Raw genomic sequence first — 26,150 nt, forward strand, 5'->3', positions numbered from 1 at the left:
GGGTTATTTGAATGAAATTTAGGGAGAGAGAAGTAACGATTCAAAGTAAGGTGGCAATTAATGGGACGTTAAATATACCTGAGAAGCAAGCTGAAAAGAATCCAGCTGTGTTAATCATTCAAGGGACAGGAAAAATCGACCGAAACGGAAAAGTATCGAAAAAATTAGATTTACGCTTGTACCGTCAATTAGCAGAGTTTCTTTCCTCATTAGGGATTGTAAGTTTGCGCTATGATAAACGCGGGGTAGGAGAAAGCGAAGGGAATTACTTAGCGACGGGTCTATGGGATTTGATTGACGATGCTAGAGCAGCTGTACAATACTTAAAAACAGTGCCTGAAGTGGACCCCGACAAGGTGATGGTTTTAGGTCATAGTGAGGGTGCATTCATAGGTACAGCCATAGCAGCACGTGAACCACTTGCAGGGTTAATTTTACTAGCAGGTGCTGTCGAGACGTTACCAGAAGCATTAAAGCGCCAAAGAGAAATTGCTACCGAAGATATTATAAGGCTTAAGGGGTTTCAAGGATTTTTGCTCCGGTTATTAGGAACACATAAAAAAGTGGAACAACAAGCACAAAAACAAATTGAGAAAGTGCTTCGATCGACAGAAGATGTTATCAGAGTCAGCGGTATGAAGACGAATGCAAAATGGCTGCGCGAACATTTTTCTTATAATGCAAGAGAGGACTTAGTTAAGGTGACATGTCCCGTTTTAGCGATAACCGGCGCAAGAGACATTCAAGCTAACCCAGAGGTACTAAAAGATCTGCCTAAGTATGTGAAGAGTGACGCCGAGTACCATGTTGTTGAAAATATGGGGCATTCCTTAAAATTTCAGTCTACTACATCCAACATTTTATCAGCCAAAAAGGATATCCTTGCTGAGGCTGACCTTCCAGTCCATCCAGAATTAATGAAGCTATTAAATGATTGGTTTCATAATCACAATGCAAAAAAATCAAAAGAAGAAACGATCGTCATTTAAAGCAAAGCCATTATAACTTCGTTGAATGGAGTGCAAATCAACAACTTATTCTATACGCAAAAGGGGTGTCAGGACGACAGCCCTATTTTGCTTTAATCTCTTGCGATAATAGGCGAAAGAAATGTAGAATGATAGTATATTATCAAGTAATTACTCGAAATAAAGCAAAGTGCTAGCAGTGTGCTATTTATATGATAGGGAGTGTCAATCTTGGTTGAAAACGGTAGAATTCAATTAAATGTAAGAATTACAAAAGAAACAGCTGCGATGCTTGATGAAATCGTTGAGTATTATCAAGAAAATCTAAAATTAGGACGGATCTATAAAGGGGATGTCTTAACCGATATTATTGAAAAATCGCATGATATCATGAATAAACAAAAGAAAGCGCAAAAAAGATTTTAAAGCAGAGTCGTAATCATTTACATCTGCTTTAAATTTTTTTAGAATATTAAGAAATAAATTGAATATTTAATATTTGGAGGTATAATAGTACTTGTAGCATACCAACTGGTTAGTATGTAGAAAGAGGTGGAGAGATTGGATTTTTCATATTCTAAAAAAGTTAAGGAATTGCAAGAAAAACTTTCTAACTTCATGGAACAACATATTTATCCGAACGAACGAGTTTATGAGCAGCAATTAAATGAACAGGAAAGCCGCTGGAGTGCGGTTCCACCGATTATGGAGGAACTGAAGGAAAAAGCGAAAGCAGAAGGTCTTTGGAATTTATTTTTACCAGAGAGTGAATATGGAGCAGGGCTGACGAATCAAGAATATGCCCCATTATGTGAAATCATGGGACGCTCTCCGATTGGACCTGAAGTGTTTAACTGCAGTGCTCCTGACACAGGTAATATGGAAGTTCTTGTCCGCTATGGAACGGAGGAACACAAGGAAAAATGGCTTAAACCTTTATTAGCAGGAGAAATTCGTTCTTGCTTCTCGATGACAGAACCAGCGGTGGCTTCATCGGATGCAACGAATATTGAGGCCAGGATTGAACGAGATGGTGATGAGTACGTTATTAATGGCCGTAAATGGTGGTCATCTGGTGCTGGAGATCCACGATGTAAAATTGCAATTGTGATGGGGAAAACCGATTTTAATGCTAATCGTCATGAGCAGCAATCGATGATTCTTGTACCACTTGATTCACCAGGGGTAACGATTGAAAGAATGGTGCCGGTGTTTGGCTATGATCATGCCCCACATGGACATGGAATCATCAATTATGAAAATGTTCGTGTTCCGAAAGAGAACATCCTCTGGGGAGAAGGAAAAGGCTTTGCGATTGCCCAGGGTCGATTAGGACCAGGTAGAATCCATCATTGCATGAGATTAATTGGCGCCGCAGAACGAGCTCTTGAACTTTTATGTAAGCGCGTTCAGGATCGTGTCGCCTTTGGAAAACCATTATCCTCTCAAGGAGTAATCCAAGAATGGATTGCGGATTCAAGAATTGAAATCGAGCAAGCAAGACTGCTTACCTTAAAAGCTGCTTATATGATGGATACAGTTGGAAATAAAGAGGCAAAAACGGAGATAGCAATGATCAAGGTAGTGGCTCCATCTATGGCTTTACGGGTCATTGATCGTGCGATCCAAGCATTTGGCGGAGCTGGAGTTTCGGATGAAATCCCACTTGCTGCAATGTGGGCAAGTTCTAGAACGTTGAGACTTGCTGATGGTCCTGATGAAGTCCATCGTGCTCAACTTGCAAAGCTTGAACTTAGAAAATACCAATAGTTTGCTAGTTTGAAAGGCTGTGAAAAAAAATGAGATTATCGAGAAAAGTTGCATTGGTAACAGGCGGCGGCAGCGGTATCGGACGCTCGACGGCGATTCGCTTTGCCAAAGAAGGTGCCAAAGTGACAGTGGCTGATTTAGATTCCTTAGGTGGCGAAGAAACCGTCAGTTTGATTAAGGATAATGGCGGAGAAGCCATTTTTATCAGAACAGATGTGAAGGATGCCAAGCAAATTAGTAACGCTGTTAACACAACGGTTAGCTCCTTTGGTGGATTGCACATTTTGTTTAATAATGCTGGAATAGCTAATTCAGAAGTGAAAAGTGTTGATCTTGATGAAGAAGAATGGGACAGAGTTATTGATATTAACCTAAAGGGTGTTTTCCTAGGGATCAAATATGCAGTTCCTGAACTAATCAAGTCTGGCGGTGGGGCAATTATTAATACTTCTAGTTTACTAGGGTTAAAGGGCAAAAAATATCAAGCAGCCTATAATGCTTCCAAAGCAGGTGTTGTCCTGTTAACCCAAAATGCAGCACTTGAATATGGGAAAAATAATATTCGAGTAAATGCAATTGCTCCTGGAGTGATTGATACCAATATCATTGAGGACTGGAAGCAGGATGAACGGAAATGGCCGATTATCTCGCGGGCGAATGCACTAGGGAGAATTGGTAACCCTGATGAGGTTGCAAATGCGGTGTTATTTTTAGCTTCTGATGAAGCGTCTTTTGTTACTGGTGCGACCCTGTCAGTAGACGGCGGCGGTCTTACATTTTAATACTAAAGTTTATAATTTCGGAGGGAATTCGATGGGTCAGAAAGCATGGTTAGCACATTATCCAGACACAATTTCAAAAGAGATATCCATTCCAGATAAAACTGTGGTCCAAATTCTTCAAGAAACGACCGCGAAATATCCGGAAAATAACGCTCTTTCTTTCTTCGGTGATAAAATTAGTTATCAGCAATTACTCGGATTAGCACAAGGCTTTACTTCAGCACTCCAGCAGAATCAAGTGCAGAAAGGTGACAGGGTGGCGATCATGCTGCCAAACTGCCCTCAATACGTCATTTCATATTATGGTATTCTGGGTGCCGGGGCCATTGTTACTCAAGTTAACCCTATGAGTGTGGAGCGGGAGATTGAGTATATTTTGACCGATTCCGGAGCAGAAACGATCATTGTTATGGATGCTTTCTATTCTAGAGTGAAAAGTGTACAGGCAAACACTAGCTTAAAAAATATTATTGTCGTCAGTCTTCAACCAGCTGGTCATGATTTTTCACCTGACCGCAGCTTTGAACAATTCCTTGCAGATGGGAATGGAAAAGTTACCCCGGTAACAATTGAACCAGAGCATGATGTAGCTATTCTTCAATATACAGGCGGTACAACAGGCAGGTCTAAGGGTGCGATGCTGACACACCGAAATATTTTAGCGAATGTCCTGCAAAGCTATGAATTTTTTAAACATGAAATGGAATTTGGGAAAGAACGCTGTTTAACGGTCATTCCACTATTCCATGTTTTTGGGATGTCATCTTGCATGAATTTGTGTATTTTTACTGGTGCTGAGTCGATTATGCTTCCTCGTTTTGATTTAGAAGAAGTGCTAAATACCATCAAAACCGAACAACCAACGACTTTCCCTGGGGTTCCAACCATGTATGTGGCACTAACGAACCATCCGCATGCAGAAGAGTATGGACTTGGAAGTATAAGAACATGTAATAGCGGCAGCGCACCGATGCCAGTAGAATTACTTCGTGATTTTGAAGCAAAAACAGGTGCTAAGATTCTAGAAGGTTATGGACTTTCAGAAGCATCTCCAACTACTCATTGTAATCCACCTTTCGCAGATAGAAAGCCTGGAAGTGTAGGAATAGGAGTGCCATCTACAGAATATAAAATTGTTGATGTTGGAAGGGGGACAGACGAAGTTCCTGTGGGTGAACTGGGTGAAGTTATTATTAAAGGGCCGCAAATTATGAAGGGATATTGGAATATGCCGGAAGAAACGGCCAATACCCTAAGGGATGGCTGGCTATTCACTGGTGATATCGGGAAAGTCGATGAGGATGGCTACCTGTATATCGTTGACCGGAAAAAAGACTTAATTATTGCCAGTGGTTTTAATATTTACCCTCGGGATATTGAGGAAGTATTATACGAACATCCTGCTATTCAAGAAGCAGTTGTAATCGGTGTACCTGATCCGTATAGAGGAGAAGACGTCAAGGCATGTCTCGTGTTAAAAGCGGGGAAATCAGCCACTGAAGAGGAAATTATTCAATATTGCAAGCAAAATTTGTCAGCTTATAAGGTTCCACGAATCATTGAATTCCGTGAACAGCTGCCAAAAACAGCCGTAGGAAAAATTCTTCGCCGTTCCTTAAGAGAAGAAACGGTAAAATAATATAGAAGTCTGTTCAAATGGCTGGGCTAGTAAATTATGATATAATTTTCACTAGACATATTAGAGATTGTGAGGATTTTTAAGGTGAAAGAAAAAATAACAGAACAAAGTATCCGATTATTCGAAAAAAAGGGATTTACTGAAACATCAATCCAGGATATCGTGGATGCCATTGGTGTAACGAAAGGAACTTTTTACTATTACTTTTCCAGTAAAGAAGAACTTTTGATGGATATTAACATCGGATACATCAATGGTTTACTAGCCTACCAAGAGCAAATTATTAATGCTGATACTAGTTGTAAAGAAAAGTTGTTTGAGATTGTTTATATGCTGATTAGCAATATTAAAACACAGAGATCTGCTGCAAAAATCTTTTTTAGAGAAATTCAAAACTTAAGTAAAGAACGCCTTGATTTAATCATTCCAAAACGTGATCAATTCCGTTTTAATATTGAGAATGTAATCAAAGCAGGAATTGATAATGGAGAATTTAGAGCAGATATCAATGCGCCAATTATTACCTTTGGAATACTTGGAGCAGCCAATTGGAGTTATCATTGGTTTAATCCAGCTGGTGCGTCCACTGATCGTGAAGTCGCCGAAATTTTTGTCGAAATGATTTTAGAGGGAATCCAAGCGAATTGAAGAAATGATAAAAGGGGTTTGTGAATACAAGCCTCTCCCCTTTTATCAATTACATACCAACTGGTTGGTATTCCTTGGTTCGCTATTATGAGGTGATAAAGTTCATGCATGAAATTCAAGTAAATGTTCGTTTCAGCGAAACCGATGCTCTCGGTCATATTAATAACACCAGTTATTTTATTTATTTAGAGGAAGCACGGATTCGTTTTATCGAAGTATTAGGATTCGATATGAATACTGAAGCGTGGAATTTTATCCTTGCTTCTACAAAATGTGATTTTCTAAGCCAAGGGTACTTTAACCAAACGCTTATGATCAAAACGTATGTTTCAAAAATTGGCACGAAAAGCTTCCAAATCGAGCATGATATTATCGATGCGAAAACAGACAAACTCATTGCTAAAGGTAATGCCATTATGGTTTGCTTCGATTTTGAAAAGCAGCAAAGTGAACCGCTCCCAGAAATATTAAAAGAAGGTTTACAGCATTATTTCGTTCACTCCTAGAGGTTAATCTAGAAGTCTCGATGTAAATATCAGAATTTTTTGAATTGATTGGAGGGATATGATGCCTCATCAAATGAGTAAGGATACCATTCCTGTTCGTAAAGGGGAGGAACTAAACCTAGCTGTTTTAGAAGGGTTCTTACGAGAATCGATCCAAAATCTGCCGAACAGTCCTCTTGAAATCTTACAATTTTCCGCTGGACACTCGAATCTAACCTATCAGATAAAAATGGGGGATTGGGAAGCAGTATTAAGGCGGCCGCCGCTCGGACCGGTTGCACCTAAAGCTCACGATATGGAACGAGAATACAAGATCCTTTCGGAGCTGAATCCCGTTTATTCTGCCGCGCCTAAGCCGCTACTGTTTTCAAATCAGCTTGAATTGGTTGGCAGCCCCTTTTTCATTATGGAGCGTAAACGTGGTGTAGTGATTGATACGATATTCCCTGAGGGGATTCAAGTAACCAAAGAGCTTTGCCAAAAAATATCAGAATTGATGGTAGATAAGCTCGTTGAATTACATTCAATTGACTACAAGGAAACCCGTCTTACTGGATTGAGTAAGCCGGAGGGCTTTATGGAAAGACAGGTTCATGGCTGGATTGGCCGCTATGACCGGGCAAAAACCGAGGAAATTGATACCGTGGAATCTTTGAGAAAATGGCTGATTGATAATATTCCCTTAAAACATGAAGCAGCCATAATTCATTATGATTATAAATTCAATAACATGATGTTCAACGATAGCTTAACGGAGATGGTTGGTTTGTTTGATTGGGAAATGACAACAGTCGGCGATCCACTCGCAGACCTTGGGGTTGCACTTGGATATTGGATTCAAGCGGATGACCCTGAAGATTTCCAAATAGGGATGGGTTCTAACCTAACCTGCCAAGATGGATTCTTCACTAGAGAGCAAATCATCGAACGTTATGCCCAGAAAAGCGGCAGGGATATTACGAATATGAATTTTTATTTAACCTTTGCCTATTTTAAATTGGCGGTGATTTGTCAGCAAATCTACTACCGATATAAAAAAGGGCAGACGAGTGATTTGCGCTTTGCCAATTTGAATGAAAAGGTAAAGGTACTAATCAATCACGCAACAACCATTGCATTTTCGTAAAAAGGGGCGGTTTACGTGAGATTTCAACAAGCAATTGCGGTAGTAACCGGAGCAGGCAGTGGAATAGGAAAGGCTGCTGCCCACCGGCTTGCAAGTGAAGGGGCAAAGGTGATTCTCGTCGGGAGAACAAGGGCAAAGCTCGAGGAAGCAGCGCGTGAAATCAATCAGTGCTTTAAAATTCCGAGGGCAGAAATTTTCGCAGCTGATGTCACCGATCCTGGTGATGTCAGGGAATTAGCAGAGTATATTGAGCAGCAATATGGAGATTTACATGTATTGATCAATAATGCTGGTGGATCGTCTCATACAAGAATATTAAAAATGTCTGCTCAAGAATGGGATGATATTCAGAATGTCAATTTAAAAAGTGTCTTTCTTGTCTCACAGGCACTTGGAAAAATCATGACCGAAGGAGCAATGCGCGACGAGCGAGACCGTGCCATTGTCAATATTGCATCTTTATCTGGGCATCAGGCAGGTGCGGAAATCCCGCATTATAGTGCAGCGAAAGCAGCTGTAATCAATTTCACGAGGTCGCTCGCGCTCGAGTTGTCTTCTTATGGAATACGGGTGAATTCCGTATCACCAGGTTTTGTTGAAACACCTTTAACCGAGCAAGGGCTCCAAAATGAGAAATTTGTCCGAGCGATAGAGCGAAATACGGCTCTACGGAGAGTGGGGAATCCTGAGGAAATTGCCAATGTCATCGCCTTTGCGGCCTCTAGTGAAGCTTCCTATATGACTGGTTCTGATATTTTAGTAGATGGTGGCTGGTTAATAAAATAATATTTTGAGAGGATGATTGGAATGACCCAAGAACATTTATTAGTGGAGAAATTAGGCCCTGTTTTATCCTTAACGTTAAATCGCCCAGAAAGTTTAAATGCTTTTAGTCCGGAAATGATATTAGGATTAACCAACACTATACGTGAGGCGCAAAATGATGATGATGTTCAGGTCATTGTACTATCTGGTTCCGGTCGTTCCTTTAGTGCTGGTGGAGATGTCAAAACAATGGGGCAAGCCGGTCCGACTCAAGTATATGATCATGTCGGCAAATTAAACCAACTCATTCTGACAATGAAGAATCTGGAAAAGCCGATCATTGCGGCTGTTCATGGCTTTGCCGCTGGAGCTGGAGTTAATCTCGCCTTAGCTTGCGATTTAATCGTGGCAGCAGAGGATAGTAAGTTCGCACTAAGTTTTTCTCAAGTGGGGCTTGTCTCTGATGGCGGTGGTTCTTATTTTCTTCCAAAATTAATTGGTCCTCATTTAGCGAAGCAGTTCTTTTTTAGTGCAGAGCCGATTCCTGCAGAGCGACTTTATCAATTAGGTGTGATTAATGCGCTGATTCCGCTTGAAAAGCTTCAGGAAGAAACGACGAAGCTTGCATTAAAATTAGCCCATGGACCTGGAAGAGCATACGGGAAACTTAAGAAGTTAATCGATCATTCGTTAACTTCTACATTGGAAGAGATTCTAGAAGAAGAGCGTCTTACCCAAGTATTAATGGTGCAAACAGAAGATCATAAAGAAGGCGTTACAGCGTTTAAAGAAAAAAGAAAACCAGCATTTAAGGGCAGGTAGAAAAGGAGCTTACAATGAAAGCGGTTCAATTACAAGAGTATGGCGGTCCCGAGGTATTACAACTAGTTGAATTAGAGCGGCCAGTTCCAAAAGGACATGAAGTTTTAATTGAAATCAAGGCAATTGGGGTGAATTATGCCGACACAGCCCGGAGAGAAGGGAAATATGTCATTAAAACGCCACTGCCGTTTATACCAGGAGCAGAGATTGCGGGTATCGTCACTGAAGTAGGAGAGAAAGTAACAAAGGTGAAGCCAGGAACACGCGTGGTAACACTCATTGAATCAAGTGGTTACGCTGATTTTGCTCTTGCTGATGAACGTTCATTAATCCCGCTACCTGAGAATTTAGACTATCAGAATGCAGCGGCTTTACCGCTTCAAGGGCTAAGCGCTTATCATATTTTGAAAACAATGGGTCGTTTAGAAGCAGGGGAAACGGTTCTCGTACATGCTGCAGCCGGCGGTGTGGGAACCATTGCTGTACAGTTGGCAAAATTATTCGGTGCCGGAAAAGTTATTGCGACTGCTAGCTCGGCAGAAAAATTAGAACTTGCCAGCGAAATGGGGGCGGATGTCCTGATTAACTATACCGAGTCCAATTGGGTGGAGCAAGTCCTTGAAGCTACAGGTGGAAAAGGTGTGGATGTTGCTCTTGAAATGGTGGGTGGCGAGGTTTTTCATCAAACCTTAAAATGCCTGGCTACCTTTGGCCGTTTGGTCATTTTCGGTGCAGCGAGCGGCGAACAAGCGAAATTTTATCCAGGGGCATTAATGGGAAGAAACCAATCAGTTATTGGCTTTTTCTTACCGCAAATTATGAGGAAACCAGAATTATTTCAATCAAGCTTAGTAGAGTTGCTAACATTTCTCGCGGAAGGCAAGTTAAAGCTTACGATTGGCGGTGTATTCCCGTTAGAGGAAGCAGCGAAGGTTCATACACTCCTACAGTCTCGCCGAACGATGGGTAAGTTGATTTTAGAACCATAATTCTAATATAGAGGGTGGAGCATGGATGGAAATGGTTGAAACGGTAACTGGCCCAATTTCTGTTGATCAACTAGGTAAGACCTTAATTCACGAGCATTTTGCCTTCGGTTATCCAGGCTATCAAGGAGATGTCACATTAGGCGCTTTTAACGAAGCGGAAGCGTTAGAGACTGCGATTGGAGCCGCCAGGCAGATGATGAGTTTCGGAGTTCAAACAGTGGTCGATCCGACCCCGAATGAATGTGGGCGAAATCCTTTATTTTTAAAGAAAATCTCTGAGGCAACAGGGCTGCAAATTATTTGTGCTACCGGCTATTATTATGAAGGCGAAGGTGCACCACCCTATTTTCAACTACGTTACGGACTCGGAACAGCAGAAGAAGATATTTATGAAATGTTTAAAACGGAGATTGCCGAGGGAATTGCAGGAACGGGAATCAAACCAGGTATCATAAAGCTAGCTTCTAGTAAGGATAAAATAACGGAGTACGAGAAAATGTTTTTCCGTGCTGCCGCGAGAGTTCATAAAGAAACGGGAATTGTTCTACTAACGCACACGCAGGAAGGAACAATGGGGCAGGAACAGGCGAAATACTTAATTGAGCTTGGTGTCGATCCAAGCAAAATCATCATCGGTCATATGTGTGGAAACACAGATCCCAATTACCATAAGGAAGTCATGGATCAAGGTGTTCGGATTGGCTTTGACCGTTTTGGTGTACAAGTGTTAGTCGGAGCTCCGTTTGATCAAGAACGGGTAACAACATTGTTGTCATTAATTGCCGATGGCTATGAGGACCAAATCCTATTGTCACATGATGCGATCATCGTTTGGCTCGGCCGGGCGCCTGTGATGAATGAAGAAGTTTCCCAAATTATGGCGAACTGGCAACCGTCCCATATATTTGAGAATATCCTGCCGTTATTGCGAGAAAATGGAATAACAGAAGTTCAGCTTGAAAAAATGCTGGGTACAAATGCAGTAGCCCTATTCAATGGTTCACCTATAAAAGTATAAGAAACGTTAGAGGTCTTGAAGCTTTTCAAGCCTCTTTTTTTTATTAATAAACTATGAACAAATTATTAAATCACTGGGAAGATTGGGCTACCTAGTTGATATGGTTGAAAAATGGTATAAACTGAAGGAAAGGATAGTTTTGTGTATTAGGAGATGAACAATTTGAAAATATTAGTGATCGAAGATAATACAAGTGTTTGTTCCATGATCGAAATGTTTTTTGCGAAAGAAGGAATTGAAGGTGTATTTGTCAATGACGGTTTAGAAGGTTATAACCGTTTTAAGTCAGGCACTTGGGATGCGTTAATAGTCGATTGGATGCTCCCTGGAATGGACGGAGTAACGATTTGCCGAAAAATAAGAGAAGAAAAACATACAGTACCGATTATCATGCTGACAGCCAAAGATACCGAGTCTGACCAAGTATTAGGGCTAGAAATGGGCGCCGATGATTATGTAACAAAGCCCTTTAGTCCGTTAACATTAATGGCAAGAATTAAGGCCGTCACGCGTAGGGTTCAAACGCAAGTGACACAGAGCCAGCCTATTGATTTTTTAGAGACAGAGCATTTTAAAATTAGTAAAAACACGAGAGAAGTGATGGTGGATGGGAAGCCAATCACCAACCTAACCCCTAAGGAATTTGATCTTCTTTATTATATGATTGAGCATCCGCGCCAAGTGTTTTCCCGTGAGCAGCTTCTCGAGCGGGTTTGGGGTTACCAATTTTATGGTGATGAACGAACGGTTGATGTTCATATTAAGAGACTGCGAAAGAAAGTCGAATTGGAATCACAACCATTCTTCCACACCGTATGGGGAGTAGGTTATAAGTTTGATGAGTCGCAAAAAGCCGATTAGGATTCGCTATATTTATCAGCAATTTATTAGCCATATTAGTATTATTATCGTCGCCTTTTTAGTATTAAGTTTGATGTTTTCGCATTATGTTGGGAATTTGGTTTATGAAAACAAAGCGGATGAGCTTTTAACATATGGAAAAGCGATTTTATCAGACATTGATAGGAACTCGCCGGCTGTACAGGATCAAATTCTCAATCAATATAGCAATGTTCTAAGCTCTAGAAATATCAGTTTTAGTGTTTTTGACGAGGAGGCTCGTTTATATTCGGTTGGAAAAAAAGGACCGGGCATTGAATTGAATAAAGATGAGTGGGAACAAGTTAAGAATGGAAAAACAATTATTTTTCTAAGTGATTATAAGAGATATGATAAGGGTATGACGTTTGTTGTTATACCGTATAAAAACCAGGGAACATTTGTCGGGGGAATTTTATTAACATCTCCAATAAGTGGCTCAAGCGCAATGATTAAGCAAGTCAATCAATTCTTATTTTACGCGATATTGATTGCACTTGGAGTATCTTTTCTCCTAAGCTTGCTTTTATCGTTTATCCATGTGAATCGAATCAAGCGTCTCCGTGAAGCAACATCGGCTGTTTCAGCCGGAGATTATCATGTCCATGTACCTTCCTCTAATTTTGATGAAATCGGTGAATTAGCCAATGATTTTAACCATATGGTTAAAAAAATAAATCATTCAATGGAGGAAATTGAAAATCTGGAGAACCGCAGGCGTCAATTTATGGCAGATGTCTCCCATGAAATGAGGACCCCGTTAACGACCATTAGCGGCGTGGTTGAAGGCTTGAAAAATGACATGATTCCAGAAGAGGATAAGGAACGAGGAATTCAATTAGTCAGTCAAGAAGCAAAACGGCTGATTCGTCTTGTAAATGAAAACCTGGATTATGAAAAAATTCGTTCCAATCAAATTCAGTTATTTCGCGAAGATATTCAGTTAGTCGAGCTGTTTGAAATCATCCAAGAACAATTGTCGCCACAAGCTGATGAAAAAAATATTGAAATTATTGTCGTCGCTGATGATAGGACGATGGTGAATGCGGATTATGATCGTCTCGTTCAAATTTTAATAAATATTATTAAAAACAGTATCCAATTTACGGAAAATGGGAACATTTGGATTAGAGGTAGAATGGAAGAGAAGGATACAATCATCGAAATCGAAGATACTGGTATCGGGATTGATCCTAGCGAAGTCGAGAACATCTGGCGTCGTTTTTATAAAGCTGATCTTTCAAGAACCACGAATCCATATGGTGAATTTGGTCTAGGTCTATCCATTGTCAAGCAGTTAGTGCAGCTTCATAACGGTGAGATTCATGTATTTAGTGAAAAAGGGAAAGGAACGAAGTTTGTCATACGTTTTAAAGGCTGAGCTGCAGGACATTCCTGCAGCTTTTTGCTACTTTTTTCTTAATTATTTCCAATTTGCTTTAAAGTTTGTTAACAGTTTTTTCATAATTGTTGGCTAAAGTATAGATATATAAATGATTTACTGTGAAGGAGTAGAAGGAAGATGAATTTCAATGAATTTGAAAAAGAGCCGAATAATCAAGAATCTGATGATAAATATTTAAACGAAACGGAAACTGAACCAAGCTATATTGAGAATCGTCATGTCGTGGACAGTGAACGAATTCCTGAGCAACCTGCTGAAAGTCACGAAAGTGCTTTTACAGAAATAAGTGCTAGCGATGAATCAACGATGAATAATCGGATTGAAAAGAAAAAAAGTAACAAAAAAAGAAATTTCAAAGGCCTTGCTTCCATGGTAGCTGCAGGCGTAGTTGGCTCGGTGTTGACTTTAACGATTCTTCCATACACGGATTATATGGAAAACTTCCAATCAAAGGTGGAGAGTCCAGTTCAAAGTACAAATGATTCAGCAATAAAACCTGTTTCTCTCCAACAGACTTCGTCTAAATCGAATGGCTCAATTGCGGACACAGTGGAACAGCTTTCGAAAACGATTGTCGGGATTGAGAATTATCAGCAGCAACAAAGTCGGAACTTTTATGGCAGTTCTAATTCATCCGAAACGGTTCAAAGTGGTACAGGCTCTGGTGTGATTTTTCAGAAAAAGAATGATATTGCCTACATTGTGACTAATAATCACGTAGTGGAAGGTGCAGCTAAATTGGACGTATCTTTATATAATGGCGAAAAGGTATCAGCTGAAATTGTCGGAACAGATGCTTTAACTGACTTGGCAGTATTAAAAATTGATGCCAAATATGTAGAGGCAACCGCACAGTTTGGAGATTCATCTGGACTTCGACCAGGCGATGATGTATACGCCATTGGGAATCCGCTTGGACTTAAACTATCAAGGACAGTTACCCAAGGGATTGTTAGCGCCATTGATCGCAGCATCGCTGTTTCAACCTCTGCAGGTAATTGGGATACCAATGTCATTCAAACCGATGCGGCGATTAATCCAGGAAATAGTGGTGGAGCATTAATCAATCCTGAAGGACTTGTCATCGGGATCAATAGTTTAAAAATAGCGGAAAGTGGTGTAGAAGGTATTGGATTTGCCATACCGAGCAATGATGTCATCCCAATCGTAAACGAATTGATTGAAAATGGGAAAATTGAGCGTCCGTATCTAGGTGTCGGTCTAGCAGATTTAGAGCAAATCCCAGAATTTTATTGGCCAGCTAATGTAGATGGCGGAGTCATGATTACTACTGTAGAAGACAATTCTGCTGCAGCAAAGGCTGGTATAAAGGTAAAGGACGTTATAGTCTCGATGAATGGAACGAAAATTGCCAATTCCACAGAATTGAGAAAGTATTTATATACTGAAGTGAAAAATGGAGATGAGATCAAAATGGAAGTGAATCGTAACGGTGAAGTAACAACCATTACTGTCCAACTTTCAAAATAGGTTGAGGGAGATTAAATTGAATGGCTTTTATTAAGAATAATAAGAAAATGTTTATTATCATGACCGCTTTCATTCTAGTGGTGGTTGTTTTTCTGAGTTTAACACTTGTTAAAGATGATGCAATTGCTAAGTTTGATGGTGAGTCCATTAGTAAGGAAGAACTTTATGATGAAATGGTCGAACTTTATGGTGCTGCCACAGTTGATCAAATCATTGCAGATAAAATTGTTGTTGCGGAAGCGAAAAAGCAAAAGATCACCATTTCTACGAAGGAAATAGATAAAGAACTAGACCAGTTGAAGGAATCATATGGCGGTGAAGACGCATTTAACCAAATGCTAGAATCTAATAATACGACACTTGCGGCACTAAAAGATGATATTACGAACTATTTAACACTGCGAAAATTATTAGAAAAGGAAATTGAAATTTCTGATGAAGATTTGCAGACGTACTTTGATGAAAACAAAGACAGTTTAGGTGAAGCCGAACAGGTTAAAGCTAGCCATATTCTTGTGGAAGATGAAAATAAAGCAAAAGAAATTAAGGCTAAATTAGATGCCGGGGAAGATTTTGCTGAATTAGCAAAAGAATTTTCAACGGATGAAAGCACGAAGGAAAGCGGCGGGGAATTAGGGTATTTTGAAAAAGGTACGATGGTAGCCGAATTTGACGAGGTTGCGTTTACATTACCTGTGAATCAAATTAGTGACCCAGTAAAATCAGAATATGGGTATCATATTATTAAGGTAGAGGACAAGAAAGAAGCGAAAGAAGCAAATTTCGAAGATAGTAAGGATAAAATGAAGGAAACCTTGCTCGAGGAAAAAATGGAAACAGAGTATCCAACCTGGTTAGAAGAGAAGAAAAAAGATTATGATATTGAAAATTCTTTTGAAACGGTAACAGGCTAAAAGATACGAGGTGAAATAGGTGAATCAAGTTGGAAGATATGCAGCGAGTGAAGACGTAGATGATGTCCAACTGATGAAAATGGTGATGGAACTTCCTGAGAAAGATAAAATGCTCATGTGGTCAGAGGGCTATATTGATCAAGTCATTGAAAAACTGCCAGACTATGCCCAGGACATTTTAGAGAAAAGAAAGCAGAAATGGGAAGACACGAAGGGATTTTATCAGAATCAACTTGAAAACATTCTGAATACAGAGGAATTTAAGAATAAATTAAAGGGTGGACGAAAGGAGTTCGCCCTTTTTGTCATGGATCATTTTCCTGATTACCAATCATTATTATTTGCTGCCTATGATGACAAATTATTTGAGGATAATGTGAGGAAATTTGTTTATCGTCGAAGATTTTCTGCCAGAAAAAAATATCTACATTGAATCATTCGATTAATCAGATAATTAGGCTTGCAATGAGTATCCAGATTTTATACAATGGTAGTATCTTGAAATGGAACGGAGGTGTAAAGAGATGAAACGTTCGATGATTGTACGTGCCCAGTGGTTAGAGGCCCTTTATTTGTGCCGTGCAATTTTTCATGATGTAGTTTTCCAAGGGGGGAGTCTGCCCTTTTTTCGAAACTGCATAGTGAAATAGAACGAAACACATCTCTTTACCCAGTGATCAGGTAATTAGAGGGTGCTTGGATGCCCTCTTTTTTCATGCTCTTTTTTAGCAGCGGGTATCGATGGATGCAAGCTGCTTATTTGTGTTTAGAGAGTGTTCAAAAAAAGGAGAAATGAACATGATCGTTTGTAGTGTTAATCATATAGCAAAATCATTTGGTGGAAATAGCATCTTTAAAGATTTATCGTTTGAAATTCATGAAGGCAATCGGATTGGTTTAGTTGGCCGAAATGGTTCTGGAAAAACAACGTTATTGCGGCTGCTGGCCAATCAAGACACTGTCGATGAAGGTGTGATTCATTGGAAAAAAGGGTTAAAGATCGGTTATCTTGCTCAGATTCCAGAGTTTCAAAATAAGACGGTAAAAGAGGTGTTAAAGACAGCCTTTGAGCAATTGGTTACAACGGAAATAAAATTGCGGGAACTAGAAATGGAAATGAGTCAAGAAATCGCCCCAAACGATTTACAACGACTGATGGATCAATATGGAAAACTTCAGGATGATTTTATTCTAAATGGTGGATATGAGATGGATGCAGAGCTTGACCGTGTCTCCAATGGATTAAAAATCACCCACCTTTTAGTAAAAAGCTTTGCTTTACTGAGCGGCGGGGAAAAGACGAAAGTAGGCCTTGCGTTAAGTTTATTAAAGAAACCAGATCTGTTATTACTGGATGAGCCAACGAATCATTTAGATTTAATGGCGATTGAATGGCTCGGCTCTTTCCTAAGGGAGTATTCTGGAACCATTATTCTGATTTCCCATGACCGCTATTTTTTAGATGAGGTCGTCACGAAGGTTCTTGAAATGGAAGATGGTGAAATCGACCTTTACCATTCAAACTTTAGCGGTTATGTGAAGGAAAAAGAAGAACGACTGTTACGGGAGTTTCAGGAATACCAGGAGCAGCAACGCAAAATTAAAAAAATGAAAGAAGCAATCAAACGACTGCGTGACTGGGCCAATCGTGCCAACCCGCCGAGTGCAGCCCTTCATAAGCGGGCAACCAATATGCAACGGGCACTTGATCGGATAGAGAAGCTCGATCGGCCTAAGATTGATGTCAAGAAAATGGCGATTGATTTTGATACGTATGACCGTAGTGGGAAAGATGTCATCGTAATGGAGAATGTTTCAAAAAGCTTCGGCAGTCAGACTCTATTTGATAAGGTGGATATGCATGTTCAATTTAAAGACCGGACTGCGATTGTCGGTGAAAATGGCACCGGGAAATCAACACTGTTAAAAATGATCCTTCAAGAATGTGAAGCAGACCATGGGATGGTTAAGGTTGGAAGTAACGTAAAAATTGGCTATTTATCTCAGCATGTTTTTCATGATATGAAAGATGAAACATTAATTGATGTTTTTCGCTCAGAAGTCACGGTGACCGAAGGGGAAGCACGGCATATACTCGCGCGCTTCTTATTCTACGGGCCAGCTGTATTTCGGAAGGTCAACCAATTAAGCGGCGGGGAGAGGATGCGTCTCCGACTAGCCCAGTTGATGTACTCGGATATTAATCTGCTCGTTCTAGATGAGCCAACCAACCACTTGGATATTGATTCTTGTGAAGTGCTCGAAGAGGCTTTGGAACAATTTAAGGGTACGATCTTGGCTGTCTCCCATGACCGTTATTTTCTCAATAAGTTGTTTACGAAAATTTATTGGCTCAATCAAGGCAAGGTTCATTTTTTTGATGGGAGTTACGACTGGGCAAAGGGAAAATTAACGACTGTTTCCACAGCAGTACCAAGTCCTATCGCTCCTAAAACAACCAAAAAGGTAGAGAAACCAAAAACGGTCACCGTATCAGTTGAGGAAATTGAACTGAAACTAGAAGAATTGGAAGCTAATATTTTTTCGCTGAAAAAAGAAATGGATACCATGATAGATGTTGAAGTACTTCAGAAACTGTATGTTGAATTAGCAGAGCTAGAGAGCGAAAGGGATCACTGGTATAAACAACTGGAGGAAGTTGTATAGAATAATTCATCGTCAAATTCGGTGGTTCACGAATATTATATGGGTGAACACACATCGGGGGTGACAACATGGCAGTAGTGAAAGCTAGGTCTTCGGATATTGACCTTTTGGCGAGGCTGCTGAGAGCGGAAGCGGAAGGCGAAGGTCAACAGGGGATGCTCATGGTTGGAAATGTCGGAATCAATCGGATTCGAGCCAACTGCTCTGATTTTAAAGGGCTTCGGACGATTCCACAAATGGTCTACCAGCCACATGCATTTGAAGCAACGACAAAGGGATATTTTTACCAGGGAGCACGAGAAGTGGAACGGCGACTTGCACGCAGGGCAATTGCTGGAGATAGAATCTGGCCTGCAAAATTCAGTCTGTGGTATTTTCGACCACCAGGGGATTGTCCACAAACATGGTATAATCAGCCGTTTGTGGGACGATTTAAACTTCACTGTTTTTACGAGCCAACAGGAGAAGAGTGTGCCAATATTTATAATACCTTTTAATACATTTAGGAGAGCTGCTAATACGCGGCTCTCTTTCTATTTCGATCCCGCATGAAGTCCATGATCTTGTCATATATGTGGTTATATAGAGAACTTGGACAAGGGATGGATCACATGCTGAAAAAACTAGTGGTTATTGGATTCGGAAGCACGATGATTGGTATCGGCATTAATGGGTTTATCTTACCATTCCATTTAATGAATGGCGGGATGTTTGGCATCAGCCTGCTATTAAACTATTTATGGAATTTAAAAATTGGGCTGATGTTCATTTTCTTAAATATTCCCGTTTATCTATATGCGTTAAAAACAGACTATTTTTATTTTTTGTATGGCATCATCGGGGCGTTCACTTCAGGGGTTATGATTGAATTGCTGGTGCCGCTTAATGATGTCTTTCATATGCCGATTATCAGCAGTGTTATTATCGGTGGTACTTTTGTTGGCCTTGGAGTAGGTACCATGCTTCGAAATCATATCAGTCCAGGAGGGATGGACTTACTCGCACTCCTAATCGCCAAGTGGTCGAAAATAAATGTTGGGATTATCGCTTTTATCATGGATCTGATTATTATTATGACAAGTCTTTTCATCCTTCAAGAACCCCGACTCCTTTATTCATTATTAATTGTGTCGATCGTCGGATTAATAGCAACCATTATCACATCCTATCGGAGAACTTAATTGAGAAAAAGCAAGGAAATAAAGTAAAATGGGGTCAATCCTTTTCATGAATGGAGGAGCTAAGTTGAAATTAGTTAACGATCATTTAAAAGCGAATTTAAAAATCTTATTTGTTGGTTTTAATCCAAGTATTCGTTCAAGCGAAATGGGTCATCATTTTGCTAATCCCAATAATCGCTTTTGGAAAATACTGTTTGAAGCTGGATTGACACCTCGTAAATTTGAAGCTATAGAAGATTACAAACTGCTAGAGCTAGGAATGGGTCTGACGAATATTGTTGCGAGACCAACAAAAGCAGCGGATGAGATTACAAAGGAAGAATATCGTGAGGGAAAGGAAATTTTGCGGAAGAAAATTAAAAAATTTCGGCCGGAGATCGTTTGTTTTGTAGGAAAAGGAGTATATCAGCAATACAGTGGGGTGAAAAAGGTCCCTTGGGGGAAACAAGAAACGGTGCTTGTCCCAGGTACGATTGATTTTGTCGCACCATCCTCAAGCGGACTTGTTCGAATGAAGCTTGAGGAGATTGTTGAAATTTATAAGGGGCTTAACCTATTAAAATGATACTGATTTCGGGAATATCAGGTGGAATGATGCCTGTTGGTTGAAATTTTTAGGATTAGCGGGAATCATTCAGGATCAATGATTCCCATACCTTGGATTCTTCATTCCAAAAGGTAATTATTTGCGGAAAAATAGAAGCCGTCGATTCATTTTTCAAATTTATTACGATAATGTGCCAATGTTAGTAATGGGAAAATATAGCGGTAACTGTGGTAATGGATATAAAAGGCGCCAGCCATGCCCTGTCCTTTTGGATAATCGGTTGTCCAGTCATCCTTATCCAATGATTCTAGTAGAAAGGCCACTCCTTTTTGGATTTCGGCTTTTGGCTTATCAGATGCTGTAATGATAGCATCTAATGCCCAGGCTGTATGAGTTAATGTACTAGAATGAAGTGCTACAAATGTTTTCTTGCGATCACTATGACAGGATTCCCCCCAACCGCCATCTTTGTTTTGCTTACTCCGCAGCCATTTAAGAGCTTTTTGGATTGCGGGATCATTAGGTGAAACGCCAACTGCTAGTAATCCTGTGACTGCTGCCCATGTACCATAAAGATAACAAATTCCCCATCTTCCATACCACGAGCCATCCTCTTCTTGATGTTTCAACAGCCAAGTGACTCCCTTTTTCACCGCTTTATGTTCTCGAGACAAATTCGTGTATTGGCCGAGGAATTCTAATGTCCTACCCGTAAGATCGGCGCAAGAAGGGTCTGTTAGGATAAACTCCCCCTTTTCCACTGGCAAAAACTCAAATAATTTTGTATCGGTATTTTTTTCAAATGCCGGCCAGCCGCCGTCATCATTCTGCATCGAAAGTAACCAGTTTACGCCTTTGTCCCATGCATGACCTTCCTTTGCGGCAATTCGTGAGATGGAGCGGAGTGAGGCAGATGTATCGTCCACATCAGGATTGATTGTATTTATATGAGAAAAACCCCAGCCGCCAGGTAAGGTAGTGGGATTATGAATCACCCAATCTCCAAATTTAACCTGCTGCTTTTGTAAAAGAAAACGATTTGCTTTCACAACCATTTCATCAATAGATGAGACCTCCGCCTCTTGAAGGGCATAGCCAATGAGTGAAGTATTCCAAACATTTGCGGTTGTATATTGCATATGGGGGTGACCGTCAATATCACACCTCATCGCGAGCAAACCTTCGACAGCTTTCGTAATGACAGGGTCGTCTTTCTTATATCCAAGTGAGAGAAGGGCAAATATCATTAGAAAAGTCGAACTAAAGTAACTATAAAAAGTACCATCTTCCTCAAGATGATCGAGCATATATTTTTTGGCCCGCTCTAATGCCAGTTGGTGGAGCTTTTCTGGAATTCCAATTAATTTTTTTACACCTTCTTCCAGAAAGGATAATACGGACCTCAATTCATGAGAACGAACCCACGAATCCTCTATCTCAATATCTCTACTTATGTGCAAGTCTGAAAGGGAAGGGCTGTTACTTGTTTTTAATGCGAATTTCTTATCAGCGAGAATCATGATGGGAGTAAGATTGGCTCTTCCAAAAACAGAAAAGGAATAAAAGTTTATTGGAAAAATAAGCGGTAGTAAAATGATCTCGATGGGCAGAGGGGGAGACGAGGTCCATTGGTATTGCCCGGTAATTGACAGCATGATCTTTGTGAACATATTTACTCCCTCTAAACCGCCATTTGCTAAAATGAATTTTTTGGCTGAACGGAGTCTGTTGTCATTTTTATCATAGTAGCCAGAATAAAGCAGCGCGTAATAGGATTCCAGAGTTGCCGTGAGATTGCCTTCTCCTTCATCATAAAAAAGCTTCCATGCTCCATTCCCCTGTTGTTTAGACAAAATTCTAGCCGCTAGACCTTGTATTAATTCTTCATCATTTATTTCTAATGACCGTAATAAAATGATCATATAAGCATCTGTAGAGATTCCCGTCACAAACGGATAATTCCATGAACCATCGGGAGATTGATCTTTTCTTAACCTTTCAATGATCCAGTTGATGCCTTTTTTCGTTGACCGCATATTCTGCACTCATTCCTCTCCCAGTTAATTATTCTCATCTATACATATTCCATTAAGGGATTGAGAATTCGTGAAGGGAGGGAACGGTCATTTTTTTTATACGAAATCGGGAGAGAACCGCTATTGAACGGATTAAGGAGGATTTAAGGAAAAAAGTGAATAAAAAGCTGTTACTGAATCCTTTAACCATGGAGGAAAAAACGCTATTAGAGCAAATCAAAAATGATACGAGAGAATTAAACGAAAACAATGTAACTAGGACAAAAGCCTATTTTGATTTTTACCAAAACCATCCAACGATTCACTGGGCATTTTTAGGTCATATGGTTTCCAGAAATGGAGGCTGGAATATGACCGATTTAAAAGGGGATCTGCTTACACGGTTATTATCTAGAAGCGAACGAAATGACTATTTTACTTTTTTAGAGCGCGGGAATTGGTTGATTTTCCAAGATGCTTTTCCACAATTTCTCCTCTACAGGGAGAGCTTGCGAAGAAATCAACCGCTGTTTTATTTATTTCCACATCTGAACATATCCGCCTTTATGGAGACTGTTTGGAATGAATTCTGGAGGAGTGGAGATCCCTACATTCTCACAGTCGGGATGATTATCAATGAACAAAGTTATTTGGAACAAAGGGTGATTCAAAATCCCCTCTATCAAAAAAATGTGCTGAATACTTTGGAGTTTAAGCTTCAAGACCTTCTTTCGTTTAATCATATTCTATTTCCATATCGAAAAAATTCCCTCGTCGGACTGACACTCCATCATTTTGGATCCTTGCATGAACGCATTCTTTTAGGGAAACGCTTGTATACTTTGCTTTTTCAAAATCAGGCATTTTTAAAGCAAGTAGTGGAATGGGCAAAAAGTCAGCCGCATACCGGCTCAAGAAAAGATTATTGGCCTCATATTTTTAATAATGTGAACGAAGGGATACCTGGTTTTGTTTACCAACTCCGCCTCCATTCTTGCAAATTAAGACGGGGGGCAAGAAGAATTTACAGTCCCGATTTACGTTCAGCTTGGAAAAATGTTGATCATCAGGAAGCGGAAAAGGGAGATTGGTTAAAGGATGTAGAAGTGGCCGATTATCTCTCTGAACACACAGAAATAATCAGTGGGGAGATTAAAGATGAATACTGCAAAACACTTGAAAGACTCGAGCTTGCCGCCTTTGCCAAAAAAGTCATCTCGATCCTGGATTAAAGCCTATGGACCAGGGGTACTTTTAGCTGCTTTACTTGGAACGTATCTGGATCTTTATTTGGTTGGAACAAAAATGTACATGTTTCCAGTTCGGCCGATTCCGGAGGTTTTTTCTATCAATATCGCCTTCAACCTCGCAGCTTTGCCCATTATGATTTTTGTTTATCTACATCTGATGAATCAAGTGAATAACTGGGGGAAGGTGGGAATCGTAGTTTTTTTAAGCTTAGTCATGCCGATTTTTGAAAGGTTTGCTGAGTTGTTTGGTTTTTTCGTGCATTCGGATGAGTGGAAGCATATTTACTCGTTTTTTGGTTATCTCCTTTTTTTAACGGTCATTTTTGCCTTTTCGCAATGGATGAATAAGTCTAGATAAAAACAAAAGCCAAGACCGCAGTCTTGGCTTCTTGTTATGTCGCGGAAGAGCGGCACAACGTACCCCTTCCGTCCGTACAGTGGTTAAGTGTCCCGCAACAAGCGAATGTTCGGAAGGGGTAGAGTTATTTTACCACAGATTGAGTGAAATAAACATCAAACTTTATTTTCGATTTTAAAAAGTGTATGATAGTAAGGAGTTTTTACATAAAGGAGATGTTTTTTCATGGCTAAAAAAGGATACATAGTAATGGAGAATGGCGAGAAAATTGAATTTGATTTGTTTGCAAAAGAAGCACCTGGTACTGTTGCAAACTTTGAAAAATTAGCAAACGAAGGATTCTATGATGGTGTTGTTTTCCACCGAGTTATTCCTGGATTCGTAAGCCAAGGTGGGGATCCTACTGGAACAGGGATGGGTGGTCCAGGTTACACAATCAATTGTGAAACAGAAGGAAACCCACACAAACATGTTCCAGGTTCATTATCAATGGCACATGCAGGCAGAAATACTGGTGGAAGCCAATTCTTCATTGTCCACGAGTCACAACCTCACCTAAATGGTGTCCATACTGTTTTCGGACAAGTAACTTCTGGACTTGAAACAGCAAAGGCAATGCGTAATGGCGATAAAATGGTTGAAGTAAAGGTCTTTGATGCAGAATAAGAAGAACGAGGGAGCTAGTAAATAGCTCTCTTTTTTGTGCCGATTAGAATGATACAACCCCTAAAGGGCAAATTATATTAAAAACGACTCTTGGGGGTTTTTATGAAAAAGTTAGCACTATTGCTTATTTCATTGTTCCTGTTTTCGGCTCATGATCCTGTAATGGCTGAAAAAAAACAACCCAAATCATTGAAGGCAGCGATTATTATTGATGATTTTGGAGGAGGAACCGGTGGTGTAAGGGATTTTTTAGAAGGTGGAGTTCCGATTACAGCGGCTGTCATGCCATTTACAGAAAACTCGAAGGAACATGCGGAATGGGCTCATAAAAATGGGATTGAGGTAATGGTGCATTTGCCGATGCAGCCGAAGAGAGGAAAGCGGTCATGGCTTGGACCGAAACCGATTACGGTTGATCTTTCTCATCAAGAAGTAAAGCAACGAGTAAAAGAAGCGCTTAAAACCGTTCCACATGCTGTGGGAATGAATAATCATATGGGTTCCTTGGCTGTTGAAAATGAAGAGATCGTTAGAGCGATTGTTGAGGTGGCTAAGGAAAAGAAATTGTATATTATTGATAGTGCCACAAGCCCGAAATCAAAATTTTCGAAAGTGGCAAAGGAACTAGGGGTTCCGCTATTAAAGAGGGATGTATTTCTTGATGATATTTCCTCCTCCTCCCATGTAAGAAAACAAATGATCGAACTTGCCAAGATTACCGAAATCACGGGAAGAGGAATTGCGATCGGACATGTTGGCGTAACTGGTAAAGTGTGTTCAGTGGGTGTTTTCCAATCTATGGAAGAGTTTGATAGGAGAAATATCAAGATAGTCCCAGTTTCACAACTATTCTCAGGAAAATTGGTCGAACAATATTTCATACCTTAAAACAAGGCAACTGCGAGTTGTCTTGTTTTGTGATAAAATGCTGTCATACAAAAAATAGATTACGAGGCAGTAAGGGAGAGAGAATCAAGTATGAAACTCGTGTCATGGAATGTTAACGGCCTGCGGGCTTGTGTCAATAAAGGGTTTTTGGATTATTTTAAAGAGGTAGATGCCGATATTTTCTCTGTTCAAGAGACCAAATTGCAAGAAGGGCAAATTGCCCTTGAATTAGAGGGATATCACCAATTCTGGAACTATGCCGTCAAGAAGGGGTATTCTGGTACAGCTGTCTTCACAAAGGTCAAACCTATTTCCGTTCGCTATGGATTAGGTGAGGAAGATTCTGAAGCAGAGGGAAGAGTCCTAACTTTAGAATTTGATGAATTTTATTTAGTCAATGTTTATACCCCTAATTCTCAGAGAGATTTGGCAAGGCTGCCATTCCGCTTAGAGTGGGAAGATCGAATCCTTTTACATCTTAAAGAATTGGATAAAAATAAACCAGTGGTTTTATGTGGGGATTTAAATGTTGCACATCAGGAAATTGATTTGAAAAATGCAAAATCTAATCATGGTAATTCAGGTTTTACCGTAGAAGAACGTGGAAAGATGACATCATTATTGGAAAATGGATTTGTTGATAGCTTCCGACACTTTAATCCTGAAAAAGAGGGAGCCTACACATGGTGGAGCTATATGAATAAGGTCCGTGAGCGGAATATTGGCTGGCGTATTGATTACTTTATTGTCTCAGCTAGCTTCCGTGACCGATTAATAACAGCCGACATTCATGCAGAAATAATGGGTAGCGATCATTGTCCTGTTGTCCTTGAATTTAAATAAGAAAAACCCTTTG

General features: G+C 40.1%; 28 protein-coding genes. 27 read left to right on the forward strand and 1 reads right to left on the reverse strand.

The features are described from left to right. The first annotated feature begins 11 nt into the window (after window positions 1-11). The 22 genes from ACWM35_RS13490 to mug all read left to right on the forward strand — a co-directional run bounded on the left by ACWM35_RS13490 (window position 12) and on the right by mug (window position 20,135). Window positions 12-989, forward strand: coding sequence for an alpha/beta hydrolase (locus ACWM35_RS13490; RefSeq protein ID WP_454819243.1), 978 nt, complete (start codon window positions 12-14; stop codon window positions 987-989). 210 nt (window positions 990-1,199) lie between these two features. After that, window positions 1,200-1,394: a hypothetical protein gene (locus ACWM35_RS13495; RefSeq protein WP_454819245.1), complete on the forward strand. Its 195-nt coding sequence runs from the start codon at window positions 1,200-1,202 to the stop codon at window positions 1,392-1,394. Window positions 1,395-1,529: 135 nt separating this feature from the next. After that, window positions 1,530-2,738: an acyl-CoA dehydrogenase gene (locus ACWM35_RS13500; protein ID WP_454819247.1), complete on the forward strand. Its 1,209-nt coding sequence runs from the start codon at window positions 1,530-1,532 to the stop codon at window positions 2,736-2,738. 29 nt (window positions 2,739-2,767) lie between these two features. After that, window positions 2,768-3,520, forward strand: coding sequence for an SDR family NAD(P)-dependent oxidoreductase (locus tag ACWM35_RS13505; protein ID WP_454819249.1), 753 nt, complete (start codon window positions 2,768-2,770; stop codon window positions 3,518-3,520). A 31-nt stretch (window positions 3,521-3,551) separates the two neighbouring features. Beyond that, window positions 3,552-5,159 carry a long-chain-fatty-acid--CoA ligase gene (locus ACWM35_RS13510; protein WP_454819251.1) on the forward strand — a complete coding sequence of 536 codons (1,608 nt, stop codon included), beginning with the start codon at window positions 3,552-3,554 and terminating at the stop codon, window positions 5,157-5,159. A gap of 84 nt (window positions 5,160-5,243) precedes the next feature. Next, complete coding sequence (locus ACWM35_RS13515) at window positions 5,244-5,807, forward strand: TetR/AcrR family transcriptional regulator (protein WP_454819253.1); 564 nt, start codon at window positions 5,244-5,246, stop codon at window positions 5,805-5,807. 104 nt (window positions 5,808-5,911) lie between these two features. Continuing rightward, a complete protein-coding gene (locus tag ACWM35_RS13520) occupies window positions 5,912-6,313 on the forward strand; it encodes an acyl-CoA thioesterase (RefSeq protein WP_454819255.1) in 402 nt (133 codons plus the stop codon). Between the two features lie 61 nt (window positions 6,314-6,374). Further along, complete coding sequence (locus ACWM35_RS13525; RefSeq protein WP_454819257.1) at window positions 6,375-7,439, forward strand: phosphotransferase family protein; 1,065 nt, start codon at window positions 6,375-6,377, stop codon at window positions 7,437-7,439. 15 nt (window positions 7,440-7,454) lie between these two features. Further along, entirely contained in the window at window positions 7,455-8,225 is a 771-nt protein-coding gene (locus tag ACWM35_RS13530; protein WP_454819259.1) for an SDR family NAD(P)-dependent oxidoreductase, read from the forward strand. Between the two features lie 21 nt (window positions 8,226-8,246). Next, entirely contained in the window at window positions 8,247-9,026 is a 780-nt protein-coding gene (locus tag ACWM35_RS13535; RefSeq protein ID WP_454819261.1) for an enoyl-CoA hydratase/isomerase family protein, read from the forward strand. A 14-nt stretch (window positions 9,027-9,040) separates the two neighbouring features. Further along, window positions 9,041-10,015, forward strand: a complete 975-nt coding sequence (locus ACWM35_RS13540; RefSeq protein WP_454819263.1) for a quinone oxidoreductase family protein — start codon at window positions 9,041-9,043, stop codon at window positions 10,013-10,015. Window positions 10,016-10,040: 25 nt separating this feature from the next. Further along, entirely contained in the window at window positions 10,041-11,033 is a 993-nt protein-coding gene (locus tag ACWM35_RS13545) for a phosphotriesterase family protein (RefSeq protein WP_454819265.1), read from the forward strand. A 162-nt stretch (window positions 11,034-11,195) separates the two neighbouring features. Next, the gene (locus ACWM35_RS13550) at window positions 11,196-11,894 is read left to right on the forward strand and encodes a winged helix-turn-helix domain-containing protein (RefSeq protein WP_454819267.1); all 699 of its coding nucleotides are present in this window, start codon (window positions 11,196-11,198) and stop codon (window positions 11,892-11,894) included. Then, window positions 11,872-13,293 carry an ATP-binding protein gene (locus tag ACWM35_RS13555; protein ID WP_454819269.1) on the forward strand — a complete coding sequence of 474 codons (1,422 nt, stop codon included), beginning with the start codon at window positions 11,872-11,874 and terminating at the stop codon, window positions 13,291-13,293. Before ACWM35_RS13550 ends, ACWM35_RS13555 begins: the two co-directional genes overlap by 23 nt. A 141-nt stretch (window positions 13,294-13,434) precedes the next feature. Further along, window positions 13,435-14,808 carry a S1C family serine protease gene (locus tag ACWM35_RS13560; protein WP_454819272.1) on the forward strand — a complete coding sequence of 458 codons (1,374 nt, stop codon included), beginning with the start codon at window positions 13,435-13,437 and terminating at the stop codon, window positions 14,806-14,808. Window positions 14,809-14,828: 20 nt separating this feature from the next. After that, a complete protein-coding gene (locus ACWM35_RS13565) occupies window positions 14,829-15,722 on the forward strand; it encodes a peptidylprolyl isomerase (protein WP_454819274.1) in 894 nt (297 codons plus the stop codon). Window positions 15,723-15,741: 19 nt separating this feature from the next. Continuing rightward, window positions 15,742-16,155: a hypothetical protein gene (locus tag ACWM35_RS13570; RefSeq protein ID WP_454819276.1), complete on the forward strand. Its 414-nt coding sequence runs from the start codon at window positions 15,742-15,744 to the stop codon at window positions 16,153-16,155. Between the two features lie 103 nt (window positions 16,156-16,258). Then, on the forward strand, window positions 16,259-16,372 hold the full coding sequence (locus ACWM35_RS13575) for an RAxF-45 family protein (protein WP_454819484.1): 114 nt from the start codon (window positions 16,259-16,261) through the stop codon (window positions 16,370-16,372). Window positions 16,373-16,520: 148 nt separating this feature from the next. Continuing rightward, window positions 16,521-18,389: a ribosomal protection-like ABC-F family protein gene (gene abc-f / locus ACWM35_RS13580; protein ID WP_454819278.1), complete on the forward strand. Its 1,869-nt coding sequence runs from the start codon at window positions 16,521-16,523 to the stop codon at window positions 18,387-18,389. Between the two features lie 68 nt (window positions 18,390-18,457). After that, window positions 18,458-18,886, forward strand: a complete 429-nt coding sequence (locus tag ACWM35_RS13585; RefSeq protein ID WP_454819279.1) for a cell wall hydrolase — start codon at window positions 18,458-18,460, stop codon at window positions 18,884-18,886. A 114-nt stretch (window positions 18,887-19,000) separates the two neighbouring features. Then, window positions 19,001-19,570 carry a YitT family protein gene (locus ACWM35_RS13590; protein ID WP_454819281.1) on the forward strand — a complete coding sequence of 190 codons (570 nt, stop codon included), beginning with the start codon at window positions 19,001-19,003 and terminating at the stop codon, window positions 19,568-19,570. A gap of 46 nt (window positions 19,571-19,616) precedes the next feature. Next, entirely contained in the window at window positions 19,617-20,135 is a 519-nt protein-coding gene (gene mug / locus ACWM35_RS13595) for a G/U mismatch-specific DNA glycosylase (protein WP_454819485.1), read from the forward strand. A gap of 146 nt (window positions 20,136-20,281) precedes the next feature. Here the strand turns inward: mug and shc are convergent, their stop codons facing one another. Continuing rightward, complete coding sequence (gene shc, locus ACWM35_RS13600) at window positions 20,282-22,153, reverse strand: squalene--hopene cyclase (protein WP_454819486.1); 1,872 nt, start codon at window positions 22,151-22,153, stop codon at window positions 20,282-20,284. Between the two features lie 155 nt (window positions 22,154-22,308). Here shc and ACWM35_RS13605 point away from each other — a divergent pair, with 155 nt between their 5' ends. The 5 genes from ACWM35_RS13605 (at window position 22,309) to ACWM35_RS13625 (ending at window position 26,137) form a co-directional block, all read left to right on the forward strand. Further along, a complete protein-coding gene (locus tag ACWM35_RS13605; RefSeq protein WP_454819283.1) occupies window positions 22,309-23,364 on the forward strand; it encodes a DUF2515 domain-containing protein in 1,056 nt (351 codons plus the stop codon). Continuing rightward, the gene (locus tag ACWM35_RS13610) at window positions 23,291-23,740 is read left to right on the forward strand and encodes a CBO0543 family protein (RefSeq protein WP_454819285.1); all 450 of its coding nucleotides are present in this window, start codon (window positions 23,291-23,293) and stop codon (window positions 23,738-23,740) included. Before ACWM35_RS13605 ends, ACWM35_RS13610 begins: the two co-directional genes overlap by 74 nt. A 225-nt stretch (window positions 23,741-23,965) precedes the next feature. Beyond that, window positions 23,966-24,406, forward strand: coding sequence for a peptidylprolyl isomerase (locus ACWM35_RS13615; protein WP_454819287.1), 441 nt, complete (start codon window positions 23,966-23,968; stop codon window positions 24,404-24,406). Between the two features lie 102 nt (window positions 24,407-24,508). Continuing rightward, window positions 24,509-25,294 carry a divergent polysaccharide deacetylase family protein gene (locus ACWM35_RS13620; RefSeq protein ID WP_454819289.1) on the forward strand — a complete coding sequence of 262 codons (786 nt, stop codon included), beginning with the start codon at window positions 24,509-24,511 and terminating at the stop codon, window positions 25,292-25,294. A 90-nt stretch (window positions 25,295-25,384) separates the two neighbouring features. Further along, window positions 25,385-26,137, forward strand: coding sequence for an exodeoxyribonuclease III (locus ACWM35_RS13625; protein ID WP_454819291.1), 753 nt, complete (start codon window positions 25,385-25,387; stop codon window positions 26,135-26,137). Window positions 26,138-26,150: the final 13 nt, after the last annotated feature.

The sequence above is a fragment of the Neobacillus sp. K501 genome, assembly GCF_053749995.1.